We start from the raw sequence: 23,314 nt of genomic DNA on the forward strand, positions 1-23,314 counted from the left end.
CGCCGTGGATACTGCGCGCTGCTGCATTCCCAGGCCCCGCGATGTCCCTGCTTCCCCCTTCCCGCTGGCAGTTCTGGATCGACCGCGGTGGCACCTTCACCGACATCGTCGGCCGCCGCCCCGACGGCACGCTGGCCACGGCCAAGCTGCTGAGCGAGAACCCCGGGCAGTACGCCGATGCGGCGGTGGAGGGCATGCGCCGCCTGCTGGGACTGGGCCCGGACGAAGCCATCACGCCCGACCGGGTGGCCAGCGTGAAGATGGGCACCACCGTGGCCACCAATGCCCTGCTGGAGCGCAAGGGCGACCGCACCGCGCTGGTGATCACCCGCGGCTTCGGCGATGCGCTGCGCATCGCCTACCAGAACCGCCCGCGGCTGTTCGACCGCCACATCGTGCTGCCCGAGCTGCTGTACAGCGCCGTGGTCGAGGCCGACGAGCGGCTGGATGCCCAGGGCCAGGTGCTGCAGCCGCTGGATGCGGCCGCGCTGCGCGTGGCGCTGCAGCCGCTGTTCGAGGCCGGCATCCGCGCCTGCGCCATCGTCCTGCTGCACGGCTGGCGCAACCCGGCGCATGAGCTGGCCGCCGCCGCCGTGGCCCGGGCCATCGGCTTCAGCCAGGTCAGCGTCTCGCACCAGGTCAGCCCGCTCATCAAGCTGGTGCCGCGCGGCGACACCACCGTGGTCGATGCCTACCTCAGCCCGATCCTGCAGCGCTACGTGGACAGCGTGGCCAGCCAGATGCCGGGCGTGCCGCTGTACTTCATGCAGAGCTCGGGCGGGCTGACCGAGGCCCACCGCTTCCAGGGCAAGGATGCCATCCTGAGCGGCCCTGCGGGTGGCATCGTCGGCATGGTGCGCACGGCGCTGGCGGCCGGGCACGGCAAGGTGATCGGCTTCGACATGGGCGGCACCAGCACCGATGTGAGCCACTACGCCGGTGTCTTCGAGCGGGCCTTCGACACCCAGGTGGCCGGCGTGCGCATGCGCGCGCCGATGATGGCCATCCACACCGTGGCCGCCGGTGGCGGCTCGGTCATCGCCTTCGACGGCGCCCGCCTGCGGGTGGGGCCCGAATCGGCCGGCGCCCACCCCGGCCCGGCCGCCTACCGCCGCGGCGGCCCGCTGGCGGTGACCGATGCCAACGTGCTGCTGGGCCGCCTGCAGCCGGCGCACTTCCCGGCGGTGTTCGGTGCCGATGGGCAGCAGCCGCTGGATGGTGAGGTGGTGCGCCGGCAGTTCGACACGCTGGCCGCACGCATCGCCCAGGCCACCGGCCGACCGGCCACCGCCGAGATGGTGGCCGCCGGCGCGCTGCAGATCGCCGTGGCCAGCATGGCCAATGCGATCAAGCGCATCTCGGTGGCGCGCGGCTACGACGTCACTGCCTACACCCTGCAGTGCTTTGGCGGTGCCGGCGGCCAGCATGCCTGCGCGGTGGCCGATGCGCTGGGCATGCAGCAGGTGCTGATCCACCCGCTGGCCGGCGTGCTGTCGGCCTATGGCATGGGCCTGGCCGACCAGATCGCGATGCGCGAAGCCTCGGTGGAACGGCCGCTGGACGCTGCCGGCCTGCAGGCCGCCCGCGAGCGCCTGGTCACGTTGACCGACGCCGCGGTGGCCGAGGTGCAGGCCCAAGGCGTGCCGCCCGACCGCATCCAGCCGGTGCAGCGCCTGCTGCTGCGCTACCAGGGCACCGACACCGCGCTGGCCGTGCCGGTGTCGGCCGACAGCACCATCGCCAATCTGGTGGCCGGTTTCGAGGCGGCCTACCGCCAGCGCTTCGCCTTCGGCATGCCGGGGCGCGCGCTGGTGATCGAGGCTGCGTCGGTCGAGGCCATCGGCGCAGCTGAAGCGGTGCCCGATGGACCGGCGGCCACCGTGGCCTTGCCGCGCGACGCCACGCCGCTGGCCACGGTGCGCATGCACTGTGCCCTGGACGACGGCAGCGCCGAGGCCTGGTGTGATGCCGGGCTGTTCCGGCGCGAAGCCCTGACGCCTGGCGCCCGCGTCGCCGGCCCGGCGGTCATCACCGAGGCCAACGCCACCACCGTGGTCGAGCCCGGCTGGGCCGCCACCGCCACCGCCCGGGGTGACCTGCTGCTGCAGCGGCTGCGCCCGCGGGCGCAGCGCCAGGCGGCCGGCACCCAGGCCGACCCGGTGATGCTGGAGGTGTTCAACAACCTGTTCATGAACATCGCCGAGCAGATGGGCCTGCGGCTGCAGAACACCGCCCACTCGGTCAACATCAAGGAGCGGCTGGACTTCAGCTGCGCGCTGTTCAGCGCCGACGGCGCACTGATCGCCAACGCGCCGCACATGCCGGTGCACCTGGGCAGCATGGGCGAGTCGATCAAGACGGTGATCGCCCGCAACCCTGCCATGCAGCCGGGCGATGTGTACGTGCTGAACGACCCGTACCACGGTGGCACCCACCTGCCCGACGTGACGGTGGTGACGCCGGTGTACCTGGACGATGCCGCCACCTGCCCGCAGTTCTACGTCGCCAGCCGCGGCCACCATGCCGACATCGGCGGCAGTACGCCCGGCTCGGTGCCGCCGTTCTCGAAGACCATCGACGAGGAGGGCGTGCTGATCGACAACCAGTTGCTGGTGCGTGGCGGCCGCCTGCTGGAAACCGAGCTGCGCACGCTGCTGGCCAGCGGCCCCTGGCCGGCCCGCAACCCCGACCAGACCATCGCCGATCTGCGGGCCCAGATCGCCGCCAACGAGAAGGGCGTGCAGGAGCTGCGCGCGATGGTGGCGCAGTGGGGCGAGCCCACCGTGACCGCCTACATGCAGCACGTGCAGGACAACGCCGAGGAATCGGTGCGCCGGGTGATCACGGCGCTGAAGGACGGTGCCTTCACCCTGCCGATGGACAACGGCGCGCAGATCCAGGTGCGGCTGACGGTGGACGCGGCCCGCCGCGCCGCCACGCTCGACTTCACCGGCACCAGCGCGCAGACGCCCGACAACTTCAACGCGCCCAAGGCGGTGACGATGGCGGCGGTGCTGTACGTGTTCCGCAGCCTGGTCGACGACGACATCCCGCTGAACGCCGGCTGCCTGAAGCCGCTGCAGGTGATCGTGCCCGACGGCTGCCTGCTGAACCCGCGGCCGCCGGCAGCGGTGGTGGCGGGCAACGTGGAGACCTCGTCCTGCGTGACCAATGCGCTGTACGGCGCGCTGGGCGTGATGGCCGCCAGCCCCTGCACGATGAACAACTTCACCTTCGGCAATGACCGCCACCAGTACTACGAGACGATCTCCGGCGGCTCGGGCGCCGGGCCCGGCTTCGACGGCACCAGCGTCGTGCAGACCCACATGACCAACAGCCGCCTCACCGACCCGGAGGTGCTGGAACTGCGCTTCCCGGTGCGGCTGGACAGCTACGCCATCCGCCCCGGATCGGGTGGCGCCGGCCGCTGGCGCGGTGGCGATGGCGGCGTGCGCCGCGTGCGCTTCCTGGAGACGATGACCGCGTCCATCCTCAGCAACGGCCGCCACCATGGCGCCTTCGGCGGCGACGGCGGTCAGCCCGGTGCGCCCGGCATCAACCGGGTGGAGCGGGCCGACGGCACGGTGGAGGCGCTGGACTACATCGGCTCGGTGACGGTGCAGCCAGGGGATGTGTTCGTGGTCGAGACGCCCGGTGGTGGCGGATGGGGGCAGGCATGAGCGTGCAGCGGGTGCTGGTGACGGGCTTCGAGCCCTTCGGTGGCGAGACGATCAACCCGTCGTGGGACGTGGCGCAGGCGCTGCACGGCCAGGTGCGCGGCGGCGCCACCATCACCGCGGTGCAGCTGCCCTGCGCCTTCGCCACGTCGTTGCCGGCGCTGCGCGCGGCCCTCCGCCGCCACCGGCCGCAGCTGGTGCTGAGCCTGGGCCTGGCCGGCAGCCGCTCGGCCATCAGCCTGGAGCGGGTGGCCGTCAACCTGTGCGATGCCCGCATCCCCGACAACGCCGGCGCCCAGCCGGCCGGCACGCCGGTGGTGGCCGGCGGCCCGGCGGCCTGCTTCACCCGCCTGCCGGTGAAGGCGCTGCTGCAGCGGCTGCAGGCGGCGGGCCTGCCGGCCGAGCTGTCGCTGAGTGCTGGCAGCTTCGTCTGCAACCAGGTGATGTACGGCCTGCTGCATGCCTTGCGCCGCCAGCCCGGCGTGGCCGCCGGCTTCATCCACCTGCCGCCGCTGCCCGCGCAGGCCGCCGCCCATCCGGGCAGCCGGCCGCTGGCGCTGGCCGACCAGGTGCGCGCGCTGGAACTGCTGGTGGATGCGCTGGTGCCCGGCCTGGACGAATTGCACATTCCTGGCGGCCGCACCGACTGACCGGCGGCTGACAGCCGTCAAGTCCCCGCACCAGCTGGCCGATATGGCGAAGACCGGTGGACAGCCGCGGCCTGCGGCCGTGTCCGGCCGGCCATCCACACCACCGCCATTGGAGTTTGCCCATGAAGAAGTTCGCCCGCTGCCTGTCCCTGGCCATTGCTGCCGCCGTGCTGTCCGTTCCGGTTGCCGCCGAAGTGAAGAACGCCACCAAGGACGAAGCGCTGGCCATGATCAAGAAGGCGGTCGCCCACTACAAGAAGGTCGGCAAGGACAAGGCCCTGGCCGACTTCAGCGCCAAGGGCGGGCCGTTCACCGACCGCGACCTGTATGTCTACACCGCCGACCTGACCGGCAAGGTCACCTCGCACGGCGCCAACGAGAAGCTGCTGGGCCGCGACCTGATGCAACTGAAGGATGCCGACGGCAAGCTGTTCATCGTCGAGATCCTGGACAAGGCCAAGGCCGGCAAGACGGGCTGGACCGACTACAAGTGGGTCAACCCGGTCAGCAAGGACATCGAGCAGAAGTCCGCCTACTGCGAGCCGCTGGATGCCCAGGTGATCTGCGCTGGCGTCTACAAGTGAGCGGCCGGCCGACTGACCGGACGAGGAGGTGCTGATGTCGAGCCAACTCACGGTGTCGCAGCGGTTGTCGCTGGGATTTGCGGTGCTGGCGCTGCTGCTGCTGGCGGTGTGCGCGGCGTCCTGGTTGACCGTCAACCGCACCCAGGACATGGTATCCGGCGACTTGCGGCAGGCGCAGGACCGGCTGGCCCGCGCCAACGAGATGGTGCAGCTGGTCTTCGAGCAGGATCTGCATCTGCGCCAGGTGGGCCTGGTGACCGATCCGCCGACGATGGAGCGCCATGCCACCCTGGTGCGTCAGGCTGGCGAGAAGCTGGAGAAGATGCTCGATGCCCTGGGCAACGAGCCGGACCTGAGCACCGCCGAGAAGGCGCTGCTGGGCGAGGTGCGCAGCCTGCACGACAAGAGCAAGCCGGTGCTCAAGCGGGCGATGAACCTGGCACTGATGGTGATGCAGGAGGATGCCGCCAAGGTGATCACCGGCCAGCTCGACCAGTTGTCGCAGCAGCGGCGGGACCGGCTGCTGGCCTTCAACACGCTGCAGCGTGAGCAGGCCAGTGCCGCGGAGGCCCGCATCGGCGCCAGCAGCCGCCATGCGTCGGTCGCGATGCTGGTGGCCGCCGTCGCCGGTGTGCTGCTGGCCGCAGTGGCCGGCGTGCTGTGCACCCGCTCGGTGGTGCGGCCGCTGCAGGCCGCGGTGCAGGCCGCGCAGCAGCTGGCCGACGGTGACCTGCGGGTGCGCCTGGACAGCAGCCGTCGCGACGAATTCGGCCAGCTGCTCGGCGGCATGAACCGCATGGCCGAATCGCTGCGCGGCGTGATCGGCACGATGCGCAGCTCGGCGGAGTCGGTGCGCAATGCCTCGGCCGAGATCGCCGCCGGCAACCACGACCTGTCGTCGCGCACCGAGCAGCAGGCCAGCAGCCTGCAGTCCACCGTGTCGACGGTCGCCGAGCTGGGCGCCTCGGTGCGCCGCAATGCCGAGGCGGCCCAGCAGGCCACCCGGCTGGCGGCCGACGCCTCCGGCGTGGCCAGCCAGGGCGGTCAGCGGGTGGGCGAGGTGGTCAGCACCATGGACGAGATCAGCCAGTCGTCCAGGCGCATCGCCGACATCGTCGGCGTGATCGACGGCATCGCCTTCCAGACCAACATCCTGGCATTGAATGCCGCGGTGGAGGCAGCGCGCGCCGGCGAGCAGGGCCGCGGCTTTGCGGTGGTGGCCGGCGAGGTGCGCAGCCTGGCCCAACGCAGCGCCGGCGCGGCCCGCGAGATCAAGACCCTGATCAGCGCCAACGTCGAGAAGGTGGAAAGCGGCACCCGCCTGGTGGCCGATGCCGGCAGCACCATGTCGGACATCGTGCAGTCGTCCGAGCGGGTGGCGGCCATCATCAGCGAGATCAGCCAGGCCACGCAGGAACAGGCCAGCGGGCTGGAGCTGGTCAGCGGCGCCGTGCAGCGCATCGACGAAGCCACGCAGCAGAACGCGGCGCTGGTGGAACAGAGCGCGGCTGCCGCCAGCAGCCTGCAGGACCAGACCGTCCGTCTCAACGAGGCGGTGGGCGTGTTCCAGGTCGCCGATCAGTCCTCGGACCGGTAGGCGCGCCAGCGGTCCAGCGCCTGGCGCATCACGGCCTGCTGGTCGCGGAAGCGCCGGCAGCCGCCGCAGGCCAGCCAGTGCAGCCGCAGGGACAGCGCTTCCAGCGCGTCCAGCGGCCGGTCCTGGCTCTCCAGCACCAGGCGGGTGACGTCGCGGCAGCTGCGGCGGATCTTCATGGCGGGCTGGGGCGGGGCAAGGTGTTCAGGTCGGCTGGGCGCTGTTGAACCAGCGCTGCTGCAGGCATTCCCGCAGCCGCAGCCGCGCCCGGTGCAGCAGCACCCACAGGTTGGTCGCGGTGATCTGCAATTCCTTGCAGATTTCGTCGGTGCTCAGCTCCAGCCACTCGCGCATCATGAACACCCGGCCCTGTGCCGGCGGCAGGTGGTCCATGCAGGCCTCCAGCACCTCGAAGAACTGGCGCTGGCCCAGGTGCGCCTCGGGGCTGCCCCAGTCGGGCGGCATGGCGCGCCAATGGTGGCCTGCGGCGCTGTCGAACAGGCTCTCGTCCAGGTCCTCGCCGTCGTCGGTGGTCAGCACCGTGGCCTCGCGGGCATGGCGGCGCAGCTGGTCGACGACCTTGTTCTTCAGCACCGCCACCAGCCAGGTCTTGAGCTGGCTGCGGCCGGCAAAGCTGTGTGGCTTCTCCAGCGCGGCCAGCAGGGTCTCGCTGACGGCGTCCTCCGCCCAGGCGTCGTTGCGCAGCTGGCTGCGGGCAAAGCGCAGCAGCTGCGGGCGCAGCGCCTCCACCTGGGCGGCGAAGTCGACGCCGTCGTTCATGCCTGCGCCCAGTCCGCCGGCTCCAGCACGATGGGCTGGCCGTGCGGCGTGCGGTCGGCGGCGTGGTCCCAGGCGCGGGCGCAGCGCGCCAGCTCATCGGCCTGCGCGGCGCCCTTGGCGGCCACCAGCGTCTCCAGCGCGGCCAGCCAGTGGTGGTAGTAGGTATCGCCCAGGTCGGCATCGCCGGCGGCCTGCGCAGCGGCGATCTGCGCCGACAGCGCCGCGGCCCATTCCGGCCAGGTGAACAGGCCCTGCTGGTGCAGCTGCAGCACCATCGCGAAGGCCTGGGCCATCCAGGGTTCGGCGAAGACCGGGGCGCTGTCGTCGCCCAGCGGCAGGCCGGGGCAGCTGGCCAGATCCATGGTCATGCAGGGTCTCCGTCGTCGGGCTGCAGGTAGCTCTCCCAGGCATCCACCGACACCTGCAGGCCCGGCTGGGCCTCGGGGCCCCACAGCGTGGCGCCGTCGAACACCACGGTGTACAGCCACTGCGGCTGCTCGCCCCGGCCCTGGGCGTTGGTGTCGGGGAACACATGGGCGCCATGCAGCCGGGCGATGGTGCCGCGCCGGCCCTGCGCATAGCCGGGCAGCCGGCTGTGGTGGTCGACATGGCCGGCCCGGGTGCGCACCGCATCGCCCACTGCAAACCGGGCCGGACCAGGCGCCGGGCGATCGGTGGGCGAGCCCTTGGCCAGCACCGCCGGCACGGCATCGGCCAGCAGCTTGCGCGGCAGCGGCTTCGGCGGGTGCAGCAGCCGGCCGGCGGCCACTTCATCGGCACCCACCAGGCCGCGTTCGGCCATCAGGCGTTCGATGCCCGCCAGCCAGATGCGGTAGTAGCTGAGCCGGGCGTAGTCGGGCATGGTCTCGCGGGCCGAGCGGCTCTGGTCGATGTTCCAGGCGCCGGTGGCGCCCATGGCGAGGGTCAGGGCCAGGGCCTTGGGCTCGAAGGCTTCGTGCCAGAACTCGCCTTCGGCCTCGGGTGTCACCGGGCCATGACCGGGCTGGCCGCCCAGGTCGGCGTGGAATGCGTAGCTCATGCCTGCGGGCTCCTGGCCAGGCCGGTGCCGATCATCGAATCCCGCGTCACCAGGTCGGCCAGCTGGTCCTCGGTCAGCCCGTCGGTGCCCGCCGGCCGCTGCGGGATGACGAGGTAGCGCACTTCCGCCGTGCTGTCCCAGATGCGGCACTGCGTGGCCTCGGGCAGCTGCACGCCGAAGTCGGCCAGCACGCCGCGTGGGTCTTTCACCGCCCGGCTGCGGTAGGGCGCGCTCTTGTACCAGGTGGGCGGCAGGCCCAGCACGGTCCAGGGGTAGCAGCTGCACAGGGTGCAGACCACCAGGTGGTGGGTGTCGGGCGTGTTGAACACCGCCACCATGTGCTCGCCCTGGCGGCCGGTGTAGCCCAGGCTGGCGATGGCGGCGGTGGCATCGGCCTCCAGCCAGGCGGCAAAGGCCGGGTCGGCCCAGGCCTTGGCCACCACCCGGGCGCCGTTGCGCGGGCCGATCTTGGTCTGGTAGGTGTCGACCAGCACATCCAGCGCGGCCGGATCGATGTAGCCCTTCTGGGTCAGCACCGTCTCCAGCGCGCGCACCCGCAGGTCCATGGCGTCGAGATGGCTCATGCCATCGGCGTGGTCATGATCGTGGTCGTGGCTCATGGCAAAACCCTCAGAACGCGCCCGTCGGCGTTGTCAGTCAGCAAGTAGAGCAGCCCGTCGGGCCCTTGACGCACATCGCGGATGCGCTCGTTCAGGGACTGCAGCAGGCGTTCCTGCGCCACCACCTTGTTGCCGTCCAGCGTGATGCGCACCAGCGCCTGGCCACGCAGCGCGCCGATGAACAGGTTGCCCTTCCAGCCGGGGTAGCGGTCGCTGGTCAGGAAGGCCATGCCGCTGGGGGCGATCGAGGTGGGCACCCAGTGGGCCTGCGGCGCCACCACGTCGGCCCGCTCGGTGCCGTCGCCGATCTTGGTGCCCAGGCCGTAGTTGCGGCCGAAGGTGATCACCGGCCAGCCGTGGTTGCCGCCGCGCTGCACCAGGTTCAGCTCGTCGCCGCCCTGGGGGCCGTGCTCGGTGGCCCACAGGTCGCCGGTGGCGGGGTGGATGGCTGCGCCCTGCACATTGCGGTGGCCCCAGCTCCAGATCTCCGGGCGGGTGCCGGCCCTGCCCACCAGCGGGTTGTCGGCCGGCACCTTGCCGTCGGCCTCGATGCGCACGATCTTGCCCAGGTGGTTGTCCAGCGTCTGCGCATCGTCCTTGCGGCTGAAGCGGTCGCCCAGGGCGATGAACAGCCGGCCGTCGCTGCCGAACACCAGGCGGCTTCCGAAGTGCAGCTTGCTGGCCACCTTGGGCAGCTGGCGGAACACCACGGCCACCTCGGCCAGTCGCTCCGCACCCGGGGCGCCGTCCAGCCGGGCGCGGGCCACGGCGGTGCCGTTGGCGTCGCCGTCGGCGGCGGCCTCGCTGTAGCTCCAGTAGACCAGCCGGTTGCTGGCAAAGCGGGGGTCGACCACCACATCGAGCAGGCCGCCCTGGCCCTCGGCCACCACCGGTGGCAGGCCGGGCAGCGGCGGGCCCAGCTTGCCGTCGGCAGCGATCACCCGCATGCGGCCGGCCCGCTCGGTCACCAGCATGCGGCCGTCGGGCAGGAAGGCCAGGCCCCAGGGGTTGACCAGACCATGGGCCACCACGGCCACCTTGGGCGCATTGCCCTGCGCCGCGGTCAGCGCCGGGGCCAGCAGGCCGGGCGTGGCCAGCAGGGCCAGGGCCTGGCGGCGTGTGGTGGTGGCGCGGGGGGATGGCATCGGCGGTCTCCGGGGCAAGGTCAGGACAGGGAGGATGTGGGGGCGAAGGCGGCTTCCACCACCATCTGCAGGCGCTGCTGGCCCTGGAATTCATCCAGGTTCAGCCGGTAGGCCAGCTGCACCCGCGCGGGCAGCGGCTCGGCATGGCCGAACCAGATGGCGTCGCGCAGCGTACCGGCATGGCGCACCCGCAGCTTCAAGTGCTTCTCGCCGACCAGGCGCTGCTGCAGCACGTCCACCTCGTCGCAGAACACCGGCGCCTCGAAGCCCTGGCCCCAGACCTGGGCGTCCAGCGTGGCCACGGTGGCGGTGTTGAACCACTCGCCGCCCAGCGGGCCGTCGGTGGCCACGCAGCGCTGCAGCGCGGCCGGCTGCAACGCCTCGGCAGCCACTTGCTGCAGTGCGCTGGCGAACAGCGGCCAGTCGGCCTCGGCCAGGGTGCAGCCGGCGGCCATCGCATGGCCACCGAAGCGCAGCAGCACGCCGGGGTGGCGCTTGCTGACCAGATCGAGCGCATCACGCAGGTGGAAGCCGGCGATCGACCGGCCCGAACCCTTCAGCAGCCCGTCCTGCCCGCGCGCCAGCACGAAGGTGGGCCGGTGCAGCCGGTCCTTCAGCCGCCCGGCGACGATGCCGACCACGCCTTCATGGAAGTCGGGGTCGAACAGCACCAGCGCGGGCGGTGTCTCCTGTCCGGCGGGCTGGCGGGCCAGCAGCGCGTCCAGCAGCACCTCGGCCTGGGTGGCCATGTCGGTCTGCACCTCGCGGCGCTGGCGGTTGATGGCGTCCAGCGCCTGGGCCAGCTCGCCGGCGCGGGCCGGGTCGTCGGTCAGCAGGCACTCGATGCCCAGCGTCATGTCCGACAGCCGGCCGGCGGCATTGATGCGCGGGCCCAGGGCAAAGCCGAAGTCGAAGGCGGCGGCCCGTGCCGGCACCCGGCCGGCAGCGGCGAACAGCGCCGCCACGCCCGGTTGCATGCGCCCGGCGCGGATGCGCTTCAGGCCCTGCGCCACCAGGCGGCGGTTGTTGTCGTCGAGCTTCACCACATCGGCCACCGTGCCCAGGGCCACCAGGTCGAGCAGGGCATCCAGCCGCGGCTGCTGGTCGGCGGCGAAGGCGCCGCGCGCGCGCAGCTCGGCCCGCAGCGCCAGCAGCACATAGAACACCACGCCCACGCCTGCCAGGGCCTTGCTGGCGAAGCCGCAGCCGGGCTGGTTGGGGTTGACGATCACATCGGCGGCGGGCAGCTGCACCGTGCCGTCGGCGCCCAGCGCAGGCAGGTGGTGGTCGGTCACCAGCACCTGCAGGCCCAGCGCGCGGGCATGGGCCACGCCGGCGCTGCTGGCGATGCCGTTGTCCACCGTCACCAGCAGCTGCGGCGGCGTGGCCGGGGTCTGCGCCAGGGCCAGATCGACGATGGCCGGCGTCAGGCCGTAGCCATGCACCAGGCGGTCGGGCACCACGTACTGCAAGGTGTCGGGTGCGGCGCCCAGCAGGCCCAGGCCACGCAGGGCCACGGCGCAGGCGGTGGCGCCATCGCAGTCGTAGTCGGCCACGATGCAGATGCGCCGGTGTGCGGCGATGGCATCGGCCAGCAGCACCGCGGCCTCGGTGGCGCCTTGCAGCTGCGCAGGCGGCAGCAGCCGGGCCAGGCCGTCGTCCAGATCGTCGGCGCTGCGCACGCCACGGGCGGCGAACAGCCGGGCCAGCAGCGGGTGCACGCCGGCCTGTTCCAGGGCGAAGGCGACGCGCGGCGGAACGTCGCGCCGGGTCAGGGTCTGCGGCGGCACGTCCCGGCGCTGCAGCGTGGGGCTGGTCACAGCGCCTCCAGCACCGCGGTGGCCGACGGCGGCTGCCAGCGGCCGGCCAGGCGCTGCCACAGGCCCTGCCGGGCGGGCATGAAGGTCTGCGCGAAGCGTTCGCCGCACAGGGTGAGCCGCACGTCGCCACCGGCGCGGGCCAGGGCGTCGATCGGGCCGGCGTCCAGCGCCCGCCAGGCCTCGCACCAGGCGGCCCAGTCCTCGTCCAGCGCGGGCTGGCGCAGGCGGTCGTCCACCTGCGCCGAGGGCGGCGGGGAGGCCCCGTCGGGCAGGCGGCCGCAGTGGCTGAGCCAGACGCTGTTGACCGTGGGCAGGCCGGCAGCCTCGCGCGCATCGTTCAGCGGGTGGGTGTAGAGCAGCATCTGCACCTCGTTCTGCAGCCGGCGGATCAGCCGCGCATCGCCGTGGCCGGGCAGCCAGCGGTCGATGTTGCGGCCGACCACGCGGTCCAGCGCGGCGGTGGCCAGGCCGTCGAACAGCGGGTGGCTGGCCAGCCATTGCAGCGGGCCGGTCGGGTGCAGGGTGAAGCCCTCGCTCTCGAACAGGGGGCGCACGGCGTCGAGCAAGCCGCGTGATGCCGCGTCGTCCAGCTGCAGGGCCCAGGGGGCCGTCAGGCTGACCTGGTCGGTGCCCACGTGCAGGTGTACAGGCGTCAGCAGGCCCCAGGGCTGGCTGGCGTCCAGGCCCAGCGCGGCGGCCTGGCGGGCAGCCAAGGGCAGGGCGGCATCGGGACCGGCTGGCCAACCCCAGGCCGTGGCCAGGGCCTGCTCATGCGGCGGGTTCAGGCTGTGGGCGTCGCTGCCCAGGCGTTGCCCCGGCTGCAGCCGGGCCAGCAGCTTCTCCAGCCGCGGCAGGGCCAGCGACTGCAGGGCCTGGTGGCCTGCCTCGGAGACAGTGCCGGCGAAGGGGACGATCAGGTGCATGTGCGACGCATTATCCGGGCCGGGCTCTGGCCGGCGCCGCGGCGGGCCCACTGTTAGCATCCCGCGCCTATGGCTTCTTCCCCTGGCCGGCCCGCATGAACTGGCCCTATGAATGGCAGATCGGCTGGCGCTACACCCGCGCCGGTCGGGTCGGTCGGCGCAACGGCTTCATCTCCTTCATCTCGCTGGTGTCGATGCTGGGCATCGCGCTGGGCGTGGCGGCGCTGATCATCGTGCTGAGCGTGATGAACGGCTTCCAGAAGGAAGTGACCGACCGCATGCTCAGCGTGGTGGCCCACATCGAGGTGTTCGACGTGCAGGGCAATGCCCTGGCCGACTGGCGCGCCACCGCCGCCGCCGCGCAGAAGAACCCCGCCGTGGTGGCCGCCGCGCCCTTCATCACGCAGCAGTCGCTGATCGCCCGCGGCGACGAGATGCGCGGCGCCATCGTGCGCGGTGTCGACCCGGCCGAGGAACTGAAGGTGACGCCGCTGGCCGCGCAGATGGCCCAGAGCGGCCTGCTGGGCCAGCTGCAGCCCGGTGCCTGGCGCATCGTGCTCGGTGCCGAGCTGGCACGCCAGCTGCGCGTGCGGGCCGGCGACAGCGTCACCCTCGTGGCACCGGGCGGCCAGGTGACGCCGGCGGGCACGGTGCCGCGGCTCAAGAGCTTCACCGTGGCCGGCACCTTCGACGCCGGCCACTACGAGTACGACAGCGGCCTGGCGCTGATCCATGTGGAGGACGCGGCCCGCCTGTACCGGCTGGACGGCCCCAGCGGCGTGCAGCTGAAGCTGGCCGACCTGCACCAGGCCCGCGCCGTGGCCCAGCAGCTGGTCGACAGCCTGCAGCCCGGCCTGCTGGTGCGCGACTGGACCCGCACCAACCGCAACTGGTTCGACGCGGTGCAGCTGGAGAAGCGGCTGATGTTCATCATCCTGACGCTGATCGTCGCGGTGGCGGCGTTCAACCTGGTCAGCACCCTGGTGATGACGGTGACCGACAAGCGCGCCGACATCGCCATCCTGCGCACCCTGGGCGCCAGCCCGCGGTCGGTGATGGGCATCTTCGTTGTGCAGGGTGCGGCCAGCGGGGTGATCGGCACGCTGTCGGGTGTGGCTTTCGGCCTGCTGGTGGCGCTGAACATCGGCACCCTGGTGCCGGCGCTGGAGCGGCTGCTGGGCGTGGCCTTCCTGCCCGGCAGCATCTACGTGATCAGCCGCATGCCCAGCGACCCGCGCATGAGCGACGTGCTGCCGATCACGCTGATCTCGCTGCTGCTGGCCTTCCTGGCCACGCTGTACCCCAGCTGGCGCGCCAGCCGCGTCAATCCGGCGGAAGCCCTGCGCTATGAGTGAGCCTGTGCTGCGCTGCGAAGGCCTGGGCAAGCGCTTCACCGAAGGCGGGCTGGATGTGGCCGTGCTGCAGGGCGTGGGCCTGCAGGTGGCGGCCGGCGAGACGCTGGCCATCGTCGGCGCCTCGGGCTCGGGCAAGAGCACGCTGCTGCACCTGCTGGGCGGGCTGGACGCGCCCAGCACCGGCAGCGTGCACCTGATGGGCCGCGACCTGGCCACGCTGGGCCAGGCCGAACAGGGCGCCTGGCGCAACCGCCACCTGGGCTTCGTCTACCAGTTCCACCACCTCCTGCCTGAGTTCACCGCGTTGGACAACGTGGCCATGCCGCTGCGCATCCGCCGCGACAGCGTGGCCAGCGCGCAGGCGGCGGCGCGCGAGGCGCTCACCGCGGTGGGCCTGGCCGCCCGGCTGGACCACCGGCCGGCGCAGCTGTCGGGCGGCGAGCGCCAGCGCGTGGCCATCGCCCGTGCGCTGGTGACGCGGCCGGCCTGCGTGCTGGCCGACGAGCCCACCGGCAACCTCGACCGCAGCAGCGCCGACGCCGTGTTTGCGCTGATGCTGCAGCTGGCCCGCGAGCGCGGCACCGCCTTCGTGCTGGTGACGCATGACAGCACCCTGGCGGCCCGCTGCCAGCGCGTGCTGCGCCTGGAGCAGGGCCGGCTGGAACAGCCCACGGCGGCCTGACGGCCTGTCCACCGTCGGGACGATGCAGGGCGCACCGGCGGAACGCCGCTCGGTGCAAATTGGCGGCCTGTGCCACGCCACGCCAGGAAACGCCCATGTCCTGCCTCATCGATCCGCCGCTACAACCTGCCAACCGAACGGTCCGCGAGCCCGCCCCGTTCGGCCCCATCGTGCTGGCCAGCGGCATGGGCCAGGGGCCGACACCGCTGGCCGCCTTCGATGCCGCCTTGCGCGACACCGGCGTGGCCAACTACAACCTGATCTGCCTGTCGTCGGTGATCCCGCCGGGCGCGCAGCTGCAGCGCGGGCGCTGGCACACGCCGCCATCGGCCTGGGGCCAGCGGCTGTACGTGGTGATGTCGCAGATGCGTGAGGAGCGGCCCGGCCACAGCGTGCATGCCGGCATCGGCTGGGTGCAGGAGCCGCGAAGCGGCGCCGGCCTGTTCGTCGAGCTGCATGGCGACGATCCCGACCGGCTGCAGCATGATCTTCAGCGCACGCTGCAGGCGATGCAGGCCGGCCGCGGTATCGATTTCGGCCCGGTGCACACCGAGATCGCCAGCGCCACCTGCCACGACCAGCCGGTGTGCGCGCTGGCCATCGCGGTCTACGGCAGCAGCCCATGGTGAGCCAGGCCGCCGACGCCGCGCCGCTGCGCAGCGCGATGGACCGGCTGCATCAGACGCTGTGGTTCGAGGCGCTGGGCCTGGTGCTGGTTGCACCGCTGCTGGCCTGGACCACCGGCGGTGACGCGGTGGAGTCGGTGGGCCTGCTGGTGGCGCTGTCGCTGCTGGTGATGGCCTGGGCGGCGATCTACAACACGCTGTTCGACCGCTGGGAGTGGCGCCGCCACCGCCGCGTGGCCAGTGACCGCCCAGCCAGCCTGCGCACCCTCCACGCGATCGGTCTCGAGGCCACCGTGGTGCTGATGAGCTGCCCGCTGATCATGGTCTTCACCGGCCTGGACTTCTGGCCGGCCCTGGGCCTGGACCTGGCCCTGAGCGCCGTGTACGCCGCCTACGGCTGGGTCTTCCATTGGGGCTATGACCGGCTGCGGCCGGTGGGCGGCTGAGACGCACCGGCGCACGCCGGGCTGCGAGCGCCCTTGCACCCGCGGTGGACAGGGCGCCATGCCCGGTTCAGCCGATTGACAGCGTGACCGGCAAGCGCACACTGCCCCGCACCCCAACACCACGGCCCGCGAAACGGGCCGGTCAACGAGGAGAACCGCATGCTGTTCGATGTCTTGAAGCACTCCGCCATTGCCGTTGCGCTGTGCGCTGCCGGCATGGCCGTCGTCTCGGCCCAGCAGGCCGATGAGCGCCCGTTCGCCATCGAAGGGCGCACCTTCGTCAACCAGGGCGCGTTTATCGCCGCCGGCCACCGCTGCGGCACGCCGCAGCATGACGACGAGCGCATGTCCGAGGTCGACCGGGTGCTGGCCGCGCACAAGGCCAAGCTGCAGAAGTGGGCCAAGCCCGGCGATCCGACACCGCAGGCCGCTGGCGGGGTGATCAATGTGTATGTCCACGTGATCACTGCCAGCAACGGCACCGGCGCACCCACGTCGCAGCAGATCACCAACCAGATCAATGTGCTGAACCAGGCCTACGGCGGGCAGTGGACGTTCAACCTGGTGCAGACCACGGTCACCGCCAACACGGCCTGGTACACGATGCAGCCCGGCACCACCGCCGAGCGCGACGCCAAGAACGCGCTGCGCCAAGGCACCGCGGACGACCTGAACATCTACCTGGCCAACATCGGCGGCGGCCTGCTGGGCTGGGCCACCTTTCCGTCGGACTACACCCGCAGCCCGATGATGGATGGCGTGGTGGTGCTGACCGCGTCGCTGCCGGGCGGCAGTGCTGCGCCCTACAACCTGGGGGACACCGGCACCCATGAGGTGGGCCACTGGATGGGCCTGTACCACACCTTTCAGGGCGGCTGCGCGCGGCAGGACACGGGCGGTGACGGCGTGGCCGACACGCCGGCCGAGAAGTCACCCGCTTACGGCTGCCCGACAGGGCGCGATTCCTGCAAGAACCTGGCAGGCCTCGACCCGATCAGCAACTTCATGGACTACACCGACGATGCGTGCATGAACACGTTCTCGAATGGGCAGTTCAGCCGCATGGCGACCGCCTTCGCCAGCTACCGCGCGGGCAAGTGAGCCGCCTCAGCGCGGCGGCTGCCAGTCCACCAGCGGATTGCGGCCGTCGTCGCAGACCCAGGCCACCACCCGCCAGCCCGGTCGCAGCCGACCGGCTGCCGTGGTGATGCGCGCCCAGTCGGCAGCCTGGAACGGCTGGCCGGCCAGCATGAACCAGCGTGCCGCATCGCCCTGGCCGGGATGGCGGATGCGCACGGACTCGGTGGTGTCCCAGTCGGTGCGGATCTGCAGGTCGGTGTGGTCGCTGTGCCGGCTGTAGCGCAACACGCGCCCGTCGTACGAGGTCAGATGATCGCGCGGGCAGCCCGCCTCATCCGGTGGTCGCGACCGCGGCGCTGCGTCGCCCGCTGGCTGCGCCTGCGCGGCTGCGGTGGCCAGCACCACGGCCAGTCCGCAGGCGGCGGCGCGGCGCGGCGTCAAAGAACCCGTCCGAACCACCACACGCTCAGGCCGGCGGCCAGCACCACCAGCAGGGCGCCGGCGGCCGCGAACAGCGCGCTGACCTCGGTCTCCTTGGTCTCCACCACCAGCCGGCTGGAGAGGCCCTGGTAGACCTGCTTCAGGTCCTCGGCCGTGCCGGCGTAGAAGTAGTTGGCACGGGTGGCGTTGGAGATGGCCTTCAGCGTCTCCTCGTCCAGCTTCACCCGCATGCTCCAGCCCTCGAAGCCGATGGTCTCGCCGGCCTTGGTGCCGATGCCCACGGTGAACACCTTCACGCCGCGCTCGGCCGCCATCTTGGCGGCTTCCATCGGATCCGGCCCGGTCGTGCGCTGGCCATCGGTCAGCAGGATCACCGCAGCCGATCCGTAGCTGCCCGGCTCCACCGGCTCGAACGGCTTCCTGGCCTTCTTCTCCTCGGGTGAGGCCGGCATCGCCCGCGCGCCGGTGATCTGGCTCAGGTCGATGCCTTCATCCGGGAAGATCGTCGCCAGCGACAGGATCAGGCCCGAGCCGATGGCCGTGGCCCGCTGCATCTGGAAGCGGTCGATGGCCGCCACCACGTCCTCGCGGCTGACGGTGGGGGCCTGCACCACCGCGGCCGTGCCGGCGAAGCTGACCACGCCCACCCGCACCGAGCGTGGCAGCCCGGCGACGAAGGCCTTGGCGGCCTCCTGCGCGGCCACCATGCGGTTGGGCTTCACATCGGTGGCGCGCATGCTGCCCGACACATCCATGGCCAGGATGATGGTCTGGTCGCGCGCCGGCAGCTTGAGCTTGACCACCGGCCGCGATGTGGCGAACAGCAGCAGGCCGACGGCCAGCAGCAGCAGCAGCGGCGGCACATGGCGGCGCCAGCCCGGGCCGCTGCCCAGCGCCTGGCGCACGATGGCCACGCTGGCCAGCCGCACGCTGTTCTTCTTGCGCCGCGCCAGCAGGCGCAGGTACAGCAGCACCAGCGCCGGCAGCAGCAGCAGGGTCCACAACCAATCGGGCCAGAGCAGGGTCATGGCGGTTCCTCGGGTTCAGGCCGCAGCCGGCGTGCGCAGCGCCGCCGGCATGCGGTGGCCGCTGACAGCCCGCCCGCGCTGGCGGCGCAGGGCCACGTAGCGCAGCAGGGCGGCCAGCAGGTCTTCGTCGGTGGCCAGCTCCAGCACGTCGACGCCGGCGCTCTGCAGCTGGTCGCGCAGGGCTTCCTCGTGCTGCGCAGCCATGGCCTCGAAGCGTTCGCGGAAGCCGGCGTCCTGGGTGTCGACCAGCAACTGCTCGCCGGTCTCGGCGTCCTCCACCGTCAGCAGGCCGATGTCGGGCAGGGCCAACTCCAGCGGGTCGACCAGGCGCACCGCCAGCACCTCGTGCCGGCGCGCCAGCCGGCCCAGCGGCGTGGCCCAGCCGGGGTCGCTGATGAAATCGCTGACGACGAACAGCAGCGACCGGCGCCGCACGATGCCCTCGGCCCGGCCCAGCAGGTCGGCCAGCCGGGTGGGCGCGGCCGTGCCGCCCTGGCCGCGGGGTGCCGACGCCGGCGGTTGGCGCATGCGGGCCAGCAACTGCAGCACCTGGCTGCGGCCCAGGCCGGGCGGGACCACCACCAGCCGCAGACGCGCATCGGCCGCGCCGGGGTGGTACAGGATGGCGCCGACCCGGTTGCCGTGGCGGGTGAGCAGCCGGGCCAGCGCGGCCACGAAGCCTTCGCTGAGGCCCAGCTTGGTCTGGTCGGCCGAGCCGAAATCCACGCTGCCCGACAGGTCGAGCAGGAACCAGGCGGTCAACTCCCGGTCCTCGGTGAACTGGCGCACATGCGGCACCTGCAGCCGGGCGGTGACGTTCCAGTCGATGTGGCGCACGTCGTCGGCATGCTGGTACTCGCGCAGGTCGGCCAGGTCGAGCCCGGCGCCCCGCCACAGCGTGCGGTAGTCGCCCTGCAGCAGGCCGTCGAGGCGGCGCAGCACCGTCCATTCCAGACGGTGCAGCAGCGGCTCGGCAGCGCTGCTGCCGGTGGCGGCTGGGGTGGCGGTCGTGGCCACGGCGGTCAGGTCGATTGGTGCTGCAGCGGCTTGTCAGGCAAGGGCAGCTTGGCCATCACCTTGGCAATCAGCGCATCGGCGGTCAGGCCCTCTGCCAGCGCTTCGTAGCTGAGCACCATGCGGTGGCGCAGGCAGTCGGCGGCCAGGTCGCCCAGGTCTTCGGGCAGCACATAGCCGCGCCCGCGCATGAAGGCCAGCGCCCGCGCCGCTTCCACCAGGGCGATGCTGGCGCGCGGGCTGGCGCCGTAGCTGAGGTACTTGGCCAGATCGCCCAGACCGTGCTTGTCGGGCCGGCGGGTGGCGCCCACCAGCTTCACCGCGTACTGGATCAGACTGGGGTCGACATACACCTGCCGACACTGCTGCTGCAGCTCGGCCAGCTGGGTGGTGCTGGCCACCGGTGTGGCGGCCAGTGGCGGGCCGATGACGCGTTCGACGATGACGAACTCTTCCTCGTCGCTCGGGTAGTCGACCAGCACCTTCATCATGAAGCGGTCGACCTGGGCCTCGGGCAGCGGGTAGGTGCCCTCGGTCTCGATCGGGTTCTGGGTGGCCATCACGATGAAGGGCGCGGGCACCTTGTGCGTCTCGCCGGCAATCGTCACCTGCCGTTCCTGCATCACTTCCAGCAGCGCGCTCTGCACCTTGGCCGGCGCGCGGTTGATCTCGTCGGCCAGCAGCAGGTTGGCGAACACCGGCCCCAGCGTGGTGCCGAACTCGCCGGTCTTCTGGTTGTAGATGCGCGTGCCCACCAGGTCGGCCGGCACCAGGTCGGGCGTGAACTGGATGCGCTTGTAGCTGCCGCGCAGCGTGCCCGCCAGGGTGCGCACCGTCAGCGTCTTGGCCAGGCCCGGCACGCCCTCGACCAGCAGGTGGCCCTGGGCCAGCAGGGCGACCATCACCCGCTCCAGGAAGCGGTCTTGTCCGACGACGACACGCTTGACCTCGTAGAGGATGCGCTCCATCAGCTGGGCGGTTTCGGCGGCGATGACGGGTGGGTTGGACATGGCGTGGCAGTCAGGTCAGAAAGGAGGCAGGCCGGCGCCGGCGGCGGCGTTCTCGATGGGCACGGCAAAGCCGATGCCGATGAAGGTGCGCTGTTCGTTCGGGTTCATGATGGCGGTGACGATGCCCACCACATGGCCGTCCATGGTGATCAGCGGCCCGCCGGAATTGCCCGGGTTGGCCGCCGCGTCGAACTGGATCAGGTTGGTGAGGATGCGGCGTCCCTCGGGCGAGCGGAACTCCCGCTTCAGGCCCGAGACCACGCCTTGCGAGGCCGATGGCCCGATGCCGAAGGGGAAGCCCACCGCCATCACCGCCTCGCCAGGCGCGAGGCCGCTGGTCGAGCGCATGGTGGCGGCATGCAGGTCGTCGGGGATGGTCAGCGCCTGCAGCACCGCCAGGTCGTTCTCGGGCATCAGGTTCACCACCCGGGCCTCGCTCTGGCTGCCGTCGGAGAAGGTGACGGTGATCTTGGCCGCGCCGTCGACCACATGCAGGTTGGTCAGGATCAGGCCCTTGTCGACGATGACCACGCCGGTGCCGACACTGCGGCCGCCGTGCGGGTCGGCATCCTCGCTGTCAGGCGCGGGCACCACCGGTTTGCCGCCCTTGGCCGTCTTCTGCAGCGGTGCAGATGCGGCCGCAGGCGGTTCGCCCACCACCCGCACCACCGACGGCAGCACGGCCTCGTACGCCGCCAGGCCAGGCGCCTGCAGCGGCTCCTTGGCGATGGACTCGCGCAGTGCGGCATCGATCTGGTCGATGCCCAGCGGGCGCTGCACCTTGGCTGTCCAGGCCGGCCAGCCAGCGATCAACATCGCCAGCACCAACCCGGTGGCCCACAGCCAGCGCTCATGCCGCAGCAGCCGCTGTCGCCATGTCGGCCGGGCCGATGGCGGAACGTCGGCTGGTGGCATGTCGGACGCGGGCGGGCGGCCGGCGGCAGCCGCTGCGAGCGGCGCAGCCGGTGCCGGCGCAGGGCCGGCGGCGCGGGCAGGGGATCGGCTGTAGATCGAGGGGCGTGCCATCGTCACCGGCTCCGGCAGCCGCCAGCGGGCCACCTGCACAACACCCTATCACGGCCAGCCGGCGTCTGCAGCCGCACGGAGATGCCGACGCGGTGCTGCATCATGGGGGGCATGACGCCGGTCTGGATCGACACCCATTGCCATCTGGACGCGCCGGAGTTCGATGGCGACCGTCCCGCGGTGCTGGCCCGCGCCCGCGCCGCCGGCGTGGCCCTGCAGGTGCTGCCAGCGGTGATGGCAGCCCACTTCGACACCGTGCGCGCGATGGCCCATGCCCACGGTCTGGCCTACGCGCTGGGCATCCACCCGTTGTACGTGGACCGCAGCGTCGACGCCGACCTGGACATCCTGGCCGACGCCCTGGCCCGCCACCGAGACGACCCGCGCCTGGTGGCGGTGGGCGAGATCGGGCTCGATCACTTCGTGCCCGGGCTGGATCTGGTGCGTGCCGAGCGCTTCTACCAGGCGCAGCTGCGGCTGGCGCGGGATGCGGGGCTGCCGGTCCTGCTGCATGTGCGGCGCTCGGCCGACGGGCTGCTGAAGGGACTGCGCCGCATGCCGGTGCCTGGCGGCATCGCGCATGCGTTCAATGCCAGCGATGCGCAGGCTGCGGTGTTCGTGGCCATGGGGTTCCGCATGGGTTTTGGCGGCGCCATGACCTTCGAGCGTTCGCTGCAGATCCGCCGTCTGGCCGGCAGCCTGCCGGCCGACCGGCTGGTGCTGGAGACCGACGCGCCGGACATCCCGCCGCACTGGCTGTACCGCACCGCGGCGCAGCGGGATGCGGGCGAGGCCACCGGCCGCAACGAGCCGGCCGAGTTGCCGCGCATCGCCCACACGCTGGCCGGGCTGCGCGGCTGGAACCTGGCGGAGACGGCCGCCGCCACCAGTGCCAACGCGGTGGCGGCGCTGCCGCGGCTGGCCGGTCTGCTCAGTCCCGCGCGCGCGGCGTGATCGGGGTCTCGGGCACCGGGTAGCCGGCAGCGCCGAAGGTGGCGACGATGGCCTTGTGGGTGTCGAAGTACACCTGCCAGTAGTGGTTGTTGTGGGTGTAGGGCCGCACGCACAGCAGCGGGCCTTCGGGCGAGAAGCCGGTGATCTCGATGTCGGGTGCGGGCGTGGTGGCCACGTTGGGGATCAGCGTGATCGAGGCCTTCAGCCGGGCGATGGCGTCCAGCGGGTCGACGCTGTTGGCCACCTTGGCCATGCAGTCCACCCGGCGGTAGGGCAGGGTGGTGTAGTTCTGGATGCTCTCGGAGAACACCTTGTTGTTGCCGACGATGGTCATCACGTTGTCGGGTGTGATGATGGTGGTGCCGAACAGGCCCACCTCGTGCACCGTGCCGGTGACGCCGCCGGCCTGCACGAAATCACCCACCTTGAACGGCCGCAGCACCTGCATGAACACGCCGGCGGCAAAGTGCGTCAGCAGGCCGCCCCAGGCGGTGCCGATGGCGAGACCGGCGCCGGCCAGCAGGGCGGCGAAGCTGGTGGTCTTGACGCCGAAGATGTCGAGGATGGCCAGCACCAGCACGACGTTCAACACCACGTTGAAGATCGAGCGAAGGTAGTTGGCCAGCGTGGCATCCACCTTCTTGCCGCGCTCCAGCGCCGCGCCCACCGCGCGCAGCACCAGGCCGATCAGCCAGCGGCCCACAATCCAGGCTGCCAGCGCGCCCAGGATCTTCAGCCCGAAATCCGCGCCCTGCGTGGTCAGAAAAGTGACGATGGTCTCGACGTTCATGCGCAATCACTCCTGTCTGTTGTATGGCCT

At 71.8% G+C, this 23,314-nt stretch carries 24 protein-coding genes; 10 read left to right on the forward strand and 14 right to left on the reverse strand.

Annotation, left to right across the window (positions count from 1 at the left end; all coding sequences use genetic code 11):
* The first annotated feature begins 41 nt into the window (after positions 1-41).
* The 4 genes from FFT10_RS11535 (at position 42) to FFT10_RS28745 (ending at position 6,508) form a co-directional block, all read left to right on the forward strand.
* Positions 42-3,680, forward strand: a complete 3,639-nt coding sequence (locus FFT10_RS11535; RefSeq protein WP_137732975.1) for a hydantoinase B/oxoprolinase family protein — start codon at positions 42-44, stop codon at positions 3,678-3,680.
* Entirely contained in the window at positions 3,677-4,327 is a 651-nt protein-coding gene (pcp, locus tag FFT10_RS11540; protein ID WP_228027076.1) for a pyroglutamyl-peptidase I, read from the forward strand. Before FFT10_RS11535 ends, pcp begins: the two co-directional genes overlap by 4 nt.
* A gap of 122 nt (positions 4,328-4,449) precedes the next feature.
* A complete protein-coding gene (locus FFT10_RS11545) occupies positions 4,450-4,911 on the forward strand; it encodes a cache domain-containing protein (RefSeq protein ID WP_137732976.1) in 462 nt (153 codons plus the stop codon).
* A gap of 34 nt (positions 4,912-4,945) precedes the next feature.
* Complete coding sequence (locus FFT10_RS28745; protein WP_137732977.1) at positions 4,946-6,508, forward strand: methyl-accepting chemotaxis protein; 1,563 nt, start codon at positions 4,946-4,948, stop codon at positions 6,506-6,508.
* Here FFT10_RS28745 and FFT10_RS11555 read toward each other — a convergent pair.
* The 8 genes from FFT10_RS11555 to FFT10_RS11590 are packed head-to-tail and all read right to left on the reverse strand — an operon-like array spanning position 6,490 to position 12,832.
* Positions 6,490-6,684, reverse strand: coding sequence for an anti-sigma factor family protein (locus FFT10_RS11555; RefSeq protein ID WP_137732978.1), 195 nt, complete (start codon positions 6,682-6,684; stop codon positions 6,490-6,492). The genes FFT10_RS28745 and FFT10_RS11555 overlap by 19 nt on opposite strands.
* A gap of 25 nt (positions 6,685-6,709) precedes the next feature.
* Positions 6,710-7,285, reverse strand: coding sequence for a sigma-70 family RNA polymerase sigma factor (locus tag FFT10_RS11560; RefSeq protein WP_137732979.1), 576 nt, complete (start codon positions 7,283-7,285; stop codon positions 6,710-6,712).
* Positions 7,282-7,653 carry a nitrile hydratase accessory protein gene (locus FFT10_RS11565; protein WP_137732980.1) on the reverse strand — a complete coding sequence of 124 codons (372 nt, stop codon included), beginning with the start codon at positions 7,651-7,653 and terminating at the stop codon, positions 7,282-7,284. Before FFT10_RS11565 ends, FFT10_RS11560 begins: the two co-directional genes overlap by 4 nt.
* Entirely contained in the window at positions 7,650-8,324 is a 675-nt protein-coding gene (gene nthB, locus FFT10_RS11570; RefSeq protein ID WP_137732981.1) for a nitrile hydratase subunit beta, read from the reverse strand. Before nthB ends, FFT10_RS11565 begins: the two co-directional genes overlap by 4 nt.
* Positions 8,321-8,944 carry a nitrile hydratase subunit alpha gene (gene nthA, locus FFT10_RS11575; RefSeq protein WP_137732982.1) on the reverse strand — a complete coding sequence of 208 codons (624 nt, stop codon included), beginning with the start codon at positions 8,942-8,944 and terminating at the stop codon, positions 8,321-8,323. The genes nthB and nthA overlap by 4 nt, the downstream gene beginning before the upstream one ends.
* Entirely contained in the window at positions 8,941-10,089 is a 1,149-nt protein-coding gene (locus FFT10_RS11580; protein WP_137732983.1) for a PQQ-dependent sugar dehydrogenase, read from the reverse strand. The genes nthA and FFT10_RS11580 overlap by 4 nt, the downstream gene beginning before the upstream one ends.
* 20 nt (positions 10,090-10,109) lie before the next feature.
* Positions 10,110-11,909, reverse strand: a complete 1,800-nt coding sequence (gene recJ, locus FFT10_RS11585) for a single-stranded-DNA-specific exonuclease RecJ (protein ID WP_228027077.1) — start codon at positions 11,907-11,909, stop codon at positions 10,110-10,112.
* Positions 11,906-12,832, reverse strand: a complete 927-nt coding sequence (locus FFT10_RS11590; protein ID WP_137732984.1) for a hypothetical protein — start codon at positions 12,830-12,832, stop codon at positions 11,906-11,908. Before FFT10_RS11590 ends, recJ begins: the two co-directional genes overlap by 4 nt.
* Positions 12,833-12,927: 95 nt before the next feature.
* Between FFT10_RS11590 and FFT10_RS11595 the strand changes: the two genes are divergently transcribed.
* The 5 genes from FFT10_RS11595 (at position 12,928) to FFT10_RS11615 (ending at position 17,042) form a co-directional block, all read left to right on the forward strand.
* Entirely contained in the window at positions 12,928-14,187 is a 1,260-nt protein-coding gene (locus tag FFT10_RS11595; RefSeq protein ID WP_137732985.1) for a lipoprotein-releasing ABC transporter permease subunit, read from the forward strand.
* Complete coding sequence (lolD, locus tag FFT10_RS11600; protein WP_137732986.1) at positions 14,180-14,869, forward strand: lipoprotein-releasing ABC transporter ATP-binding protein LolD; 690 nt, start codon at positions 14,180-14,182, stop codon at positions 14,867-14,869. The genes FFT10_RS11595 and lolD overlap by 8 nt, the downstream gene beginning before the upstream one ends.
* A 95-nt stretch (positions 14,870-14,964) precedes the next feature.
* Positions 14,965-15,498, forward strand: coding sequence for a pyruvoyl-dependent arginine decarboxylase (locus tag FFT10_RS11605; protein WP_137732987.1), 534 nt, complete (start codon positions 14,965-14,967; stop codon positions 15,496-15,498).
* Complete coding sequence (locus FFT10_RS11610; protein ID WP_137732988.1) at positions 15,492-15,941, forward strand: PACE efflux transporter; 450 nt, start codon at positions 15,492-15,494, stop codon at positions 15,939-15,941. The genes FFT10_RS11605 and FFT10_RS11610 overlap by 7 nt, the downstream gene beginning before the upstream one ends.
* A 159-nt stretch (positions 15,942-16,100) precedes the next feature.
* The gene (locus FFT10_RS11615; RefSeq protein WP_228027078.1) at positions 16,101-17,042 is read left to right on the forward strand and encodes a zinc metalloprotease; all 942 of its coding nucleotides are present in this window, start codon (positions 16,101-16,103) and stop codon (positions 17,040-17,042) included.
* A gap of 6 nt (positions 17,043-17,048) precedes the next feature.
* On the opposite strand, the gene FFT10_RS11620 is transcribed toward FFT10_RS11615, so the two are convergent.
* From FFT10_RS11620 to FFT10_RS11640, 5 genes are all read right to left on the reverse strand, one after another.
* Positions 17,049-17,309, reverse strand: a complete 261-nt coding sequence (locus FFT10_RS11620) for a hypothetical protein (RefSeq protein WP_137732989.1) — start codon at positions 17,307-17,309, stop codon at positions 17,049-17,051.
* Positions 17,310-17,458: 149 nt separating this feature from the next.
* Positions 17,459-18,490 carry a VWA domain-containing protein gene (locus tag FFT10_RS11625; RefSeq protein ID WP_137732990.1) on the reverse strand — a complete coding sequence of 344 codons (1,032 nt, stop codon included), beginning with the start codon at positions 18,488-18,490 and terminating at the stop codon, positions 17,459-17,461.
* 15 nt (positions 18,491-18,505) lie between these two features.
* Positions 18,506-19,507, reverse strand: coding sequence for a DUF58 domain-containing protein (locus FFT10_RS11630; protein ID WP_228027079.1), 1,002 nt, complete (start codon positions 19,505-19,507; stop codon positions 18,506-18,508).
* Positions 19,508-19,512: 5 nt separating this feature from the next.
* Positions 19,513-20,514, reverse strand: coding sequence for an AAA family ATPase (locus tag FFT10_RS11635; protein ID WP_137732991.1), 1,002 nt, complete (start codon positions 20,512-20,514; stop codon positions 19,513-19,515).
* Between the two features lie 15 nt (positions 20,515-20,529).
* A complete protein-coding gene (locus FFT10_RS11640; RefSeq protein ID WP_137732992.1) occupies positions 20,530-21,540 on the reverse strand; it encodes a S1C family serine protease in 1,011 nt (336 codons plus the stop codon).
* A gap of 111 nt (positions 21,541-21,651) precedes the next feature.
* Between FFT10_RS11640 and FFT10_RS11645 the strand changes: the two genes are divergently transcribed.
* Positions 21,652-22,494, forward strand: a complete 843-nt coding sequence (locus FFT10_RS11645; protein WP_137732993.1) for a TatD family hydrolase — start codon at positions 21,652-21,654, stop codon at positions 22,492-22,494.
* On the opposite strand, the gene FFT10_RS11650 is transcribed toward FFT10_RS11645, so the two are convergent.
* On the reverse strand, positions 22,472-23,284 hold the full coding sequence (locus FFT10_RS11650) for a mechanosensitive ion channel family protein (protein WP_137732994.1): 813 nt from the start codon (positions 23,282-23,284) through the stop codon (positions 22,472-22,474). The genes FFT10_RS11645 and FFT10_RS11650 overlap by 23 nt on opposite strands.
* Between the last annotated feature and the right edge of the window lie 30 nt (positions 23,285-23,314).

The organism is Pseudaquabacterium pictum, assembly GCF_005403045.1.
GTDB classification, from domain to species: domain Bacteria; phylum Pseudomonadota; class Gammaproteobacteria; order Burkholderiales; family Burkholderiaceae_C; genus Pseudaquabacterium; species Pseudaquabacterium pictum.